A 10,762-nucleotide genomic window follows, 5' to 3' on the forward strand; every position below is an offset into this window, starting at 1 on the left:
TCATCGTCAAGATTAAATTCCGAAACCCCTATCTGCGTATGCAGGTAGGGGTTTTGTCTTTTAGTAGAAGCATCAAGAATTTCGCTGAACTGTTCTCTACAACAGATCGGCACACAGAATTTCTTGACGACTATAGAGCATTGGAACCACCTGATCCCATCCCGAACTCAGCAGTGAAACGATGCATCGCCGATGGTAGTGTGGAGTTTCTCCATGTGAGAGTAGGTCATCGTCAAGATTCAATTCCAAAACCCCTGTCTGCATTGCAGACAGGGGTTTTGTCTTTCTGGCGGGTTAATTTTTAGTTGAATAGGTTGCGGACGTTATTCATGGCGTCATCCGCAAAGCCCTGTAGGAACGCCTGAAACGCGGGAAGCGCATCAGATCCTCCCTCGTTCGGTTCCCCTTGAATTGTCCAGATCGCCCGGCTTTGACCGTTGCCCAAATCCCTCACTTCCATGGCTGCCCAGAGATTGCCGATGTTGAGGCTGGTATGGATCAAGCTCCAGGTCATGGTCATTGCCTGATCGTCGTGGGAGTTGAGTTGTTCGATAACGAAGTTGTTGTCCTTGAAGAACTTCTTGCGGATCGAGCGCACGCCACTGCCCGTCATCTCGATATGACTCAGCGCCGGAATGAATACCGCGAAGCCGGCGAAATTACCGACGATGCTCCAGACACTCGTGGCATCCGCAGCAATATCGACCTGCGAAACGACCTGGCAGCCTTGTGGATTGCGAATAAGCGTATCGGGTTTCAGTGCTTGCATGGTGTTGCTCCTCTGGGTGGGATGGATCAGATGAACTGGATGTCCTGGAGATACCGGCAGCCGCGCGCCAGCAGTGCAGGGCTTTTCTCCGGATAGCGTTCGCCCATGCGTTGCACGCCATCACGGGCGTTGGCGTGGGCAATGTGCGAGATGTCGCCGATGTCTTCCTCGAAGCCGTCGAGATAGAAGCCGAGCACGTCGTACAGGGCGTTGTTGCGGTCGATCTGCTGCAACTGCTGCTGCCAGTGCTCGACGCTGACGAACTCGAATTGCCGACCGCACTGACGAAACGCCGCGACATAGCGTTCCCAGCGCAATGGCTCGGGGTTATGCAGGTTGAACACCGCTTGGGCCGCGCGATAACGACTGGCGTGAAAGCCGATAAAGCGGGCAAGGAAATCCACGGGCATCAGGTCGAACTCGAGGTCCAGCGCCGGCACCTGGCCCAATTGCAGCGAGCCCTTGAGCATCAGCATCAGACGGTTCTTCAGTGGCTGACAGACGCCGCTGTGGCTGTTGAAGCTGATATTCCCTGGGCGGAAGAGATTGACCCACACCCCATCCTGACGAGCCCGTTCCACAAGGCGCTCACCCACCCATTTGCTCAGGTTGTAGCCGTTGCGGATGTACAGCGGAGGTGTCGTGGCCGGTGGCTGCTCCAGTACCCGCCCGTGCTCATCCCGGGCGCTGCAGGCTGAAAGGGTAGAGATGAAGTTGAAGATCTTCTTGCTACGCCCCTCACACAGGCGCAGGCATTCGAATAGCGGCTCTACGTTGTCTGCCGCCAGCGCGGGGTAGTCGAGCACGTGGTTTACCTGCGCCGCGTTGTGAACAAGCGCGCCATAGCGAAGATCCAGGTCTTCGTAGTCCGTTTCGCTCAATCCGAGTCGGGGTTTCCGAAGATCCGCTTCCAGAACGCGAATCCGGCGCCAGTCCAGGCCGTCGATGCGGTTGTCGATCACTGCCTGGGCGAAGCGCTCTTCGGCTGAACGACCGTTGCCGCGGCGGACCAGGCAAGCCACCTCCGTCGCGCCCCAGGAGAGCAGCGCCTCGACGATATGCACGCCGAGAAAGCTGTTGGCCCCGGTGACGATCACCTTGTGCGGGTCACCCAATCGATCGATTGGCAGCACCTGCAGACCCAGCTCGCGTTCGGCATCGGCCACGGCCTGTGGGTTGAGCGCGCTTGCGTTGATCGCCTCACCGCTGACCAGGCTGGCCAGCCGTTGCAACGTGGGTGACTCGATGAAGCGATTGATGGAGATGCCTCGACCGAAGCGGTCACGCAGTGCCAGCAACAGCCGCGATAGCAGGATCGAATGTCCGCCCAGGTTGAAGAAGCTGTCGTCGGTCGAGATGTCCTCCTGCGGCAGTTCCAGCAGCTCGCTCCATAGTTCCAGCAGTTGTTTTTCCAGAGGGTCGGCGGCGGGTATGTGCGACCGCTGTCCGGAAAACTCGACCCGCGTTGCCAAGAGCGCACGGCGATCAACCTTGCCGTTGCTCGTGTAGGGCATTCGCACAAGTTCCTGATAGAGCAGGGGGCGCATGTAGTCGGGCAGGTGCTGCCGGGCATGGGCTCGCAGCGCTTCGACAGCCTCGGCATGCCGGGGCTGCGCAAGAAACGCCAGCACCCTGCGTTGCTCATCGATCACCACGGCAACCTGAGCGAACAGCCGACTGGCGCGCAGGCAGTGCTCTATCTCTTCCGGTTCAACTCGAAACCCACGGATCTTCACCTGATTGTCGCGGCGCCCGCAGATTTCGATGCTGTTGGCGGTCCACCGAGCGAGGTCGCCCGTGCGGTACAGACGCAGGTGCTCGCCTTCCGGCAGTTCAAGGCTGATGAAGCGTTCCGCGGACAATAGCGGATTGTTCAGATAGCCCAGACCAACGCCGGCGCCGCTGATGTACAGCTCGCCGACGACGCCCTGCGGGACGGGCTGGAGCGCCTCATCGAGCAGCAACACGCGAGTGTTGGCGATCGGCAGCCCGATATCGCGGTTGTTGTCGCCGACACTGAACACCCGGGTGGTAGCCAGCACCGTGGTTTCGGTCGGGCCGTAGATGTTGTGGACGCGGCATTGCCCGGCCAGGCGCTCGATTACTTCGGGCTCGCAGACATCGCCGCCGGTGATCAGGTGCTGCAGGCTGGTGTCCTCCAGTTTCAGCAGGCTGAGTAGGGCGGGGGGTAAAAAGGCGTGGCTGACTTCCTGTCGGTGGATCAGATCTTCCAGCCGCGCGGGATCCCGCCGCTGGTTTTCATCCGGCACCACCAGTTCGGCACCGCAGACCCAGGTGGGGAGGATGTCGAGCAACGAGGCATCGAAGTTGATCGTGGAGAACTGCAGCACCCGGCTCTGTGGGCTCAGTTGCACATGGTCGCCGTACCAGGCCTGGAAGTGGCTGAGGTTGCCTTGGCTCAGCAGCACGCCTTTCGGTTGGCCGGTGGTGCCGGAGGTGTAGATGGCGACACAGGGTTCATCTGTGTTGGGTCGGCGCTGCATAAGCCCGGACAGGGGTTGCGGTGCCGGCGGGGGAAGGTGACTCAGGTCCAGTCTGGGAATTGACTCATCACACGCTGGGAAACTTCCGTCATGAATCAGCACCGTTGCGTTGGCGTTTTTCAGAATGAAGCGCAGCCGCTCGGCCGGGGTATCTGGATCCAGTGGCAGGTAGATGGCGGCACAGCCGAGGACCGCCAGAAGGCTCGCATACAACGCCAGCGACTTCGGCAGGCAGATCGCGATCAGCGCGGTGTCGGACCGGTCAGCGGTCGGCAGCAGTGGCAGCAATTGCTGCTGAATCGCCAGCGCTTGAGCATGCAACGCCGCGTAACTGATGCGCTGACCATCGACGTTCAAGGCCGGGTGCCTGGCGTGAACCAGCAGGCTGTGTTCGAGGCGCTCGATGAGCGGCGTGTGGCTTTCCCGCAGCAGCGAGGCATGTTCGCGACGATTGAACACATGGAAGTAGGCCAGTCGCTCCAGCCAGCAAAGCGTCTGCTCATGGGGTTGTTGCGTAGGGGGAACAACGGCGGCTTCGCGAAAGTACTCCGGGTTACGCGAGAAACGGCTGACATGCAGCGCCACACGTTCTTGCATGCTATCGAGAACCGTCAAACGCAGTTGTTGGCCGTTGCCTGAGCATTCCTTCGCCACAGGTTGCCGGTCGATCAAGCGTTGAGCCTTGGCGGTGCCGGACCAGTAGAGCAATTCCAGCTCAGGCAGCTCGTCGACATCCAGGCTGCTGCTGGCCACCCGCATGCTGAGGTACGGGCAGCCCCCGAGCGCCGGTACGTCCAGGCTACCGTCCTCGATCAACAGGTGCGGGGTGACAAACGGGCATGCCTCCAGCAGCGCCATGTCGATGGCGTGATGCAGCGTATGGCCGTGCTGTTCCAGTTCGTCGCGCAGCCGGGCAAGGGCCGGGCTCCTGCCGGCCAGCAGGATATCCAGGCGCCTCATGACGTGCTCCCTGACGGCAGGTATTCGGCCAGGGCCTGTTGCACGCAAGTCGCGTCGAGCAGTGAGCTGCTTCTGAAAAAACGCAGGATGTTGCCCAACAGCGGGTGCTGGTGATTGATCGGCCAGGCCATGGCCGTCACCTCGGCGCGCAGCGCGCAGGCCACGTGATCCGGCACCTCGAGCGCGGCGATCAACTGATGGTCGAAGGCTTTCTGGATGTCGTTGGTCAGGTAATGGCCGATGAACACCGGCAGAAGCTGGGCGATGTGTTCTCGGTCCTGTTCGGGTGCCTGGCTCCAGTAGATGCGTGTCAGGCGAGCCCAGAAGGTCGAATGGCGACCTTCATCGAGCAGGTGATCGGCCATCAGCCCCTTGATCGAGGGTTTGACGCTGTCATCGCGGGCGAACGCGGCAACATCGTTGGTCAGGGTGTTTTCCGCGATGCCCACGCAAATCAGTTCCACCGCGTCGCGCAGGTGCTCCGGGGCCAGTGCGAGGGCGGCGGGAATGGCCCGGCTCAGTTCGATTTCCGCGGGCAGGGCGATGGGCTTGATGCCGGTCAGCTCGACGGTCTGCTGCATGAAGTCCATGGCCACCAGAGCGTGGTAGTCCTCATCCACCACCACGGTCATGGCGTCGTAGCGGCAGGCGAAGGGGAAGCGCACGGCGAAGCGGTCCTTGGCGATGGCCCGGGCGGTGCGATCGACGATTTCGGTCTCGAAGATCACCACATCGTTGATGAACTTGTAGAGGCTCTGGACCAGGGCGAAATCGCGCAGGTGCGGGCATTCGCGAAGAAAGGTGTCGCTGAGCACCAGCGGCTGGCGGCTGAGCGGATAGATCAGCCGCTCGTCGTCCTCAACCTGGCGCCGCGGCCGGGTGCGGATGGTGGCGCGGCTCTCCCAGCTCTCGGCGAAGGATTGGTAGTCGAGGCTGTTCATAGGCTGGCCTCGGTGATGTCCGCGTGCATCGATAGCCGCAAGCGATCCCAGAATGCCAGGCGGCTCTCCACGGCAGCGATGGCGGCGGTGTAGACCTCGCGTTCGCGCTGAGGGTCGCCATTGACCAGGCGTGCCAGCAGTTGCTCGGCGGCGGGGCCGTGGTCGTCGGAGTCGACCTCGATGTGCCGTTGCAAGTAATAGCGGAACGTCGGGGCGTGGCTGCCGGTGATGCCCCAGTCGTCAAGGATGCGCTGGAACATGGTCGGGATGACGCTTTCGCGGCCATGCAGGAACGCTGCGGCAACGACATGGGCGGGCGCATTGAGCGCGGTATCCAGCGTCTGCTCTACAAAATGCCGGGCGGCCTCGCTGGCACCCGCTTCATGCAGGGCGGCCCGGTGGTGCAGGCCGTCGCGCTGTAGCAGGACAAAGCGCTCGATGCTCTGCGTGCGCGCGCCGACCTCGCGCATCGCATCCAGATACAACTCGAAGTGGCTGTAATGACCCTGCTCCAGGCGGTCATCCGACTCTTCACCCAGCACGATCTCATTGATCAAGCGCGCGGCTTTGGGGTCTTGGGGCGGTAACCAGGGCAGCCGGGTGCAGGTCAGTTCCTGCTGCAGGCGCTTGGTCAGGGACATGAAATCCCAGACGGCGAACACATGGGTTTCCATGAACCGGCGCAGGACCGGCAGCGAGTCGATTTCAGCGAAGACAGGATGACGCGCCAATTCGTTTTTCTTTTCATGCAGAAGGTGTTCGAGCCTGTTCATTGCAAGTTCCTTTTTAAACTTCGCGACGTGGAAGTTGGTGTCTGGGATAGTTTTGATAGTTGCCAGGCAGGTTATTTCAGGTGGCAGAAACCCCCTGGACTGAATCGCCAGTGAAAACGAGTTGATGACATGCAAGTTGCCGAGTGCAGCGCGGGCCGTGGCGTTGGCCAGGTAAGCCGGGCGTTCTCCGGTGATCGAAAGCTAAGGCAACTTTTCAATGTTCTGCAAGAGGAGGTGTTGGATATATTTCAAAGCGTGTTTTTCAAAGTTGATAGTTGCTCTTTAAAACAACTTCTATTTGTTTTATTGGGATGAAAGTGTCCGCCTCGGCTATAAAGGGCCAAAGTTTTAATGCGGCGAGTGAATGCCTCACTCCGGGCACTTTTTTACGTGGGAAATTGCAGATTCGAATGTGAGGGGCAGCTGATCGTTATCGGCTCCTGCCCGGGGATGAGGCTCCTTCTGCAGGTCAATGAGGAGCACGCAACCGGGCCATGCAAAGGCCGATCAGGGCTGCGTGCTGGACTTAGAGTGTGCAGCAAACGCGCGGGCTGTCATGGAATTGGGTGGTGCAGGGGAAGGTGCCGCCGAGACGGGAGGCGCATCAGGACCGCTGGCGCGGCCCATGGCGGGCAGGGAGGGTTACGGCTTGGGTTGTTTGTCGAGGTAATTGCGGATGGTTTTGAGGGCATTGCTCAGGTGGCGGTGAAGAATCGCCACGGCGTCTTCGATGGCTTTGTCGTTGGCGGCGTCGACCAGGCCGTTGTGGTCGTCCTGGGTCAGCTTGCCCAGTCCCATCGAGGACAGGTGGAAACGCAGGAAGCGTTCTTCCTGGCACAGCTCGTTGTCGATCAGGCGCAGCAGCTTCTTGCTCCGCGCCTTGCTGTACAGGGTCATGTGGAACAGCCGGTTCAGGCGACCGATTTCAGAGTGGCGGGTTTCGTTCTCAAGCTGGCGGATGTAATCGCGGGCCAGGGCGATGTCGTTGGCGTCGAGCAGCGGAATGGACTGGCGCAGCGCTTCGGTTTCGAGCATCTCGCGCAGTTCGTAGGTTTCGACGGCGTCTTCGCCGATCAGCGGAGCGACCACGGCACCCTTGTGCGCCACGACTTCGAGCAGCCCCTGCGCTTCGAGCTGGCGCAGGGCCTCGCGCACCGGCATGCGGCTGACGCCAAACAGGGTCGCCAGCTCTTGCTGACGCAATGCCATGCCGGGTGCCAGGCGTCCGTCGAGAATGGCGCCGCGCAGGCGCTCCTCGATCACGCTTCGCGCGAGGTGCGGGGGTACCTGTTCGTCGCCCAGGATGGTGTTGAGGAGTTTGGATTTTCCGGCCACGCTACTTCTGCCCAATATTGGATCCAATCAAGCTAGTAATGGAGGCGATCCTTGTCAAACCTTCGGTTTGAACTATTCCGGCCTGTGGATAAGAGGTCTTGGTGGGGAACCGCGGTGCTATCGTGAATGAACTCTCGATTTAAGGGAAGCACCGCTCCGGCATGGCCTCGAACCCTCCGTCGGGTGCGTTTTGGCTGATATCACGGTGATTGCTCGGTGTCATTGTCTTTTCCCCGCTCAGGCGTCACCATCGGCGCTTTCCAGGGACTTCGCGGACCGTTCGTCTTGGCGATACGTTGGGCTGTTTATCTGACCATGCGCCGGGTGGGGCTGGCTCTGTTGCTTGGCCTGGCGCTGCTGGGCGGATTGCGTGCGGACTGGGATTTTTCCCAGATCAGCCGCAAGGCCCAGGCCCTGTATGGCCCACTGGGCGCCGGCCAGCAGCGTATCGACGCCTGGCAGCAATTGCTGGCGACACAAAAGCAGCTCGGCGATGTCGAGCGTCTGGAGGTGGTCAACCAGTTCTTCAATCGGCAACTGCGCTACGAGGAAGACATCGACCTGTGGCACGAAGTCGATTACTGGGCGACCCCGATCCAGTCGCTGATCAAGGGCGCGGGGGATTGCGAAGATTACGCCATCGCCAAGTATTTCAGCCTGCGCCGTCTCGGCATCCCCGCGGAAAAACTACGCATCACCTACGTAAAGGCCCTGCGCCAGAACCGCGCGCATATGGTCCTGACCTACTATTCAAGCCCTGAAGCCATGCCCTTGGTACTCGACAGCCTGATCGACGCGATCAAGCCGGCCAGCCAGCGCACCGACCTGTTGCCGGTGTACGCCTTCAATGGCGAAGGCTTGTGGCTGACGGGCGCCGCGGGTAACAAGAAAGTGGGCGATACCAAGCGCCTGTCGCGCTGGCAGGATCTGTTAAAGAAGATGCAGGCGGAAGGATTCCCTGCCGAACCCTGAGGAGCTCAGATGTCACTGTTCAAACAATTGTTGCTCGCCATCTGCCTGTTTATGGTGGTCGCCTTCAGCGGCAGTTTCATGGTGAGTCTGGAAAGCTCGCGCAGTCAGTACGTCAATCAGTTGCGCTCCCACGCCCAGGATGCAGCCACCGCGCTCGCCCTGTCGCTGACGCCCAATCTGGATGACCCGGCGATGGTCGAGCTGCTGGTCAGCTCGATCTTCGACAGCGGTTACTACGCCAGCATCCGCGTGGTGGACCTGAGCTCCAACGCTATCCTGGTGGAGCGTCATGCCGAGCCTGACGCCGGCAGTGTGCCGCGCTGGTTCATTCACCTGATCGGTCTGGAGCCGGCCGGCGGCGATGCGATCGTCATGCGCGGCTGGCAGCAGGCGGCGCGGGTCGAGGTGGTCAGCCACCCGATGTTCGCCCTGGCCAAACTCTGGCAGAGCGCTCTGGGCAGCCTCGGCTGGCTGCTGCTCTGCGGTGCCTTGAGCGCGGTGGCCGGTGCGCTGCTGCTGCGTCGTCAGCTCAAGCCGCTGGACTATATGGTCGAGCAGTCCCACGCCATCGCCCGCCGGGAATTCCTCAGCCTGCCGGACCTGCCGCGCACTCCCGAACTGCGGCGGGTGGTCCAGGCCATGAACCAGATGGTCGAGAAGCTCAAGGCCCTCTACAAGGAGCAGGCCGAGCGCAGCGAGAAGTTGCGGGTCGAGTCCTATCAGGACAGCCTCACCGGCCTGGCCAACCGCCGTTATTTCGAAATGCAGCTCAACGCCCGGGTCAGCAATCTTGATGAGACCAGCGACGGCTATCTGCTGTTGTTGCGGGTGCAGGACCTTGCCGGGCTGAACCAGCGCCTTGGCGGCCATCGCACCGACCAGTTGTTGCAAGCGGTAGGTCAGCAGTTGAAGAGCGCGTGCGCCAACTTCCCGGAAACCAACAACCTGATCACCCGCAGCCGCGGTGGCGAGTTCGCGGTGCTGGCGCCGGGCATGAGTCATGACGATGCGATCAAGCTGGCCGAAGCGCTGGAGTCCGGCTTGCGCGGCATTTCTGATGTCACCCCGTCGGCGTGCATCGGTCTGGCACCGTTCAGTCCGGGGGATGAGCCCAAGGCTCTGCTGGCGCTGGCGGACGAGGCCCTTGCGCGTGCGCAGAGCCAGCCGGAGCCGTCGTGGGTTTGCCTGGAGCAAGGCTCGGCGACGCAGGCCAGTGATATCCATCGCCAGTGGCACTCGTTGCTGGACGAGGCACTGAATCAGGGCCGCTTCGAGCTGTTCTTCCAGCCCGTGGTGGACAGCAACGCGCTTGACCGAGTGTTGCACTACAAGGTGCTTTCGCGGCTGATCGATGACCAGGGCGAGACCATCGCCGCCGGCCGTTTCCTGCCGGCGCTGGAGCGTTTCGGCTGGGCGACCCGGCTCGACTTGATGATGCTGGAGAAAGTCCTCAAGCAGATGCATGGCCACGAACAGTCACTGGCGCTCAACCTCTCGGCGACGACCGTCGTCAATCCGGCCAGCCAGCAAAAAGTCTTCGACCTGTTGGCACAACACGCCGTCCTTGGTCCGCGGCTGACCCTGGAGATTGCCGAAGAGCAATTGCCGGAACAGTCCGTGCTGGAGCAATTGACCCGTCGCCTGCGCACCCAGGGCTTCAGCCTGAGCCTGCAGCACTTCGGCGGGCGCTTCAGCATGATCGGCAACCTGGCCCATTTGGGCCTCGCCTATTTGAAGATCGACGGCAGCTACATCCGCGCCATCGACGAAGAACAGCACAAGCGCATCTTCATCGAGGCCGTGCAGCGCGCAGCCCACAGCATCGACCTGCCACTGATCGCCGAGCGCGTGGAAACAGAAGGGGAGTTGAAGGTGTTGCGGGAGATGGAGATCCAGGGCGTGCAGGGCCGGCTGGTGGGAGAACCGGCACCCTGGGCGTGAAGCCCGGCCCTGTTGTCAGGGCCGACGGGATTCAGATCAGGCCGCCGTGATCGTCTTCGTCAATCAGGTTATTCAGCCCGCCGAGGGCGGCACGGGCGGTGTTGCGGTTGAGCAGCTTGGCCTGGGCGCCGGGCGGCAGGTCGGTGATGCTGATCACGCCTTTGGTGGTCAGCACGTCGATCAGGTCTTCCAGCACCCGAATCATGTCCAGGTCGCTCTGCTTGAGCTGCTTGAGGCTGTTCTCGACCACATCGTCGGCAAACCACTCCAGAACTTCGGCGTGATCGGCGGGCAGTGTTTCCGTGGCTTCGGCAAAGGCGGCGGCTTCGACCCGAAGCAACTGGCCTGCCATGTCGCGTTGCACGTAGAACATGGTCATCCCTCGTGATTGTGGTTCCATCATCTTCTTCTTAAAGCACTCAGCAGCTTAGGCCATAAACGGCGCACGAGTATGCGCCGCCTATGGCCGCCAGGCAAAAAACCGCAGTGTCGTGGGGGGGGGGGGGGGGGGGGGGGGGGGGGCCGGGGGGGGGGGGGGGGGGGGGGGGGGGGGGGGGGGGGGGGGGG

Annotated in this window: 9 protein-coding genes and 1 rRNA gene; 4 read left to right on the plus strand and 6 right to left on the minus strand. The window is 61.5% G+C overall.

Annotated features, from left to right (window positions below; translation table 11 throughout):
* Positions 1-122 precede the first annotated feature (122 nt).
* Positions 123-238 (plus strand): 5S ribosomal RNA (gene rrf, locus NTD82_RS13230).
* 63 nt (positions 239-301) lie between these two features.
* Here the strand turns inward: rrf and NTD82_RS13235 are convergent.
* The 4 genes from NTD82_RS13235 to NTD82_RS13250 are packed head-to-tail and all read right to left on the minus strand — an operon-like array spanning position 302 to position 5,947.
* A complete protein-coding gene (locus NTD82_RS13235; protein ID WP_262129047.1) occupies positions 302-769 on the minus strand; it encodes an SRPBCC family protein in 468 nt (155 codons plus the stop codon).
* Positions 770-795: 26 nt separating this feature from the next.
* The gene (locus NTD82_RS13240; RefSeq protein WP_262129048.1) at positions 796-4,233 is read right to left on the minus strand and encodes an amino acid adenylation domain-containing protein; all 3,438 of its coding nucleotides are present in this window, start codon (positions 4,231-4,233) and stop codon (positions 796-798) included.
* On the minus strand, positions 4,230-5,174 hold the full coding sequence (locus tag NTD82_RS13245) for a diiron oxygenase (RefSeq protein WP_262129049.1): 945 nt from the start codon (positions 5,172-5,174) through the stop codon (positions 4,230-4,232). Before NTD82_RS13245 ends, NTD82_RS13240 begins: the two co-directional genes overlap by 4 nt.
* A complete protein-coding gene (locus NTD82_RS13250) occupies positions 5,171-5,947 on the minus strand; it encodes a DUF3050 domain-containing protein (RefSeq protein ID WP_095159853.1) in 777 nt (258 codons plus the stop codon). Before NTD82_RS13250 ends, NTD82_RS13245 begins: the two co-directional genes overlap by 4 nt.
* Before the next feature lie 129 nt (positions 5,948-6,076).
* Here NTD82_RS13250 and NTD82_RS13255 point away from each other — a divergent pair, with 129 nt between their 5' ends.
* Entirely contained in the window at positions 6,077-6,262 is a 186-nt protein-coding gene (locus NTD82_RS13255; RefSeq protein ID WP_262129050.1) for a hypothetical protein, read from the plus strand.
* 327 nt (positions 6,263-6,589) lie between these two features.
* On the opposite strand, the gene NTD82_RS13260 is transcribed toward NTD82_RS13255, so the two are convergent.
* On the minus strand, positions 6,590-7,282 hold the full coding sequence (locus tag NTD82_RS13260) for a GntR family transcriptional regulator (RefSeq protein ID WP_262129051.1): 693 nt from the start codon (positions 7,280-7,282) through the stop codon (positions 6,590-6,592).
* Positions 7,283-7,498: 216 nt separating this feature from the next.
* Here NTD82_RS13260 and lapG point away from each other — a divergent pair, with 216 nt between their 5' ends.
* Positions 7,499-8,254 carry a cysteine protease LapG gene (lapG, locus tag NTD82_RS13265; RefSeq protein ID WP_262129052.1) on the plus strand — a complete coding sequence of 252 codons (756 nt, stop codon included), beginning with the start codon at positions 7,499-7,501 and terminating at the stop codon, positions 8,252-8,254.
* 9 nt (positions 8,255-8,263) lie between these two features.
* Positions 8,264-10,195: a cyclic di-GMP receptor LapD gene (lapD, locus tag NTD82_RS13270; RefSeq protein WP_262129054.1), complete on the plus strand. Its 1,932-nt coding sequence runs from the start codon at positions 8,264-8,266 to the stop codon at positions 10,193-10,195.
* Positions 10,196-10,226: 31 nt separating this feature from the next.
* On the opposite strand, the gene NTD82_RS13275 is transcribed toward lapD, so the two are convergent.
* Positions 10,227-10,568: a tryptophan synthase subunit beta gene (locus NTD82_RS13275; protein ID WP_095159894.1), complete on the minus strand. Its 342-nt coding sequence runs from the start codon at positions 10,566-10,568 to the stop codon at positions 10,227-10,229.
* Positions 10,569-10,762 lie beyond the last annotated feature (194 nt).

This window comes from Pseudomonas sp. 5P_5.1_Bac1 (assembly GCF_025466015.1).
In the GTDB taxonomy this organism is placed as follows: domain Bacteria; phylum Pseudomonadota; class Gammaproteobacteria; order Pseudomonadales; family Pseudomonadaceae; genus Aquipseudomonas.

Coding starts and splice junctions, on each gene's coding strand:
- NTD82_RS13235 (WP_262129047.1), bottom strand. CDS start 769: ATGCAAGCACTGAAACCCGATACGCTTATTCGCAATCCACAAGGCTGC.
- NTD82_RS13275 (WP_095159894.1), bottom strand. CDS start 10,568: ATGTTCTACGTGCAACGCGACATGGCAGGCCAGTTGCTTCGGGTCGAA.
- NTD82_RS13240 (WP_262129048.1), bottom strand. CDS start 4,233: ATGAGGCGCCTGGATATCCTGCTGGCCGGCAGGAGCCCGGCCCTTGCC.
- NTD82_RS13250 (WP_095159853.1), bottom strand. CDS start 5,947: ATGAACAGGCTCGAACACCTTCTGCATGAAAAGAAAAACGAATTGGCG.
- NTD82_RS13255 (WP_262129050.1), top strand. CDS start 6,077: ATGCAAGTTGCCGAGTGCAGCGCGGGCCGTGGCGTTGGCCAGGTAAGC.
- lapD (WP_262129054.1), top strand. CDS start 8,264: ATGTCACTGTTCAAACAATTGTTGCTCGCCATCTGCCTGTTTATGGTG.
- NTD82_RS13245 (WP_262129049.1), bottom strand. CDS start 5,174: ATGAACAGCCTCGACTACCAATCCTTCGCCGAGAGCTGGGAGAGCCGC.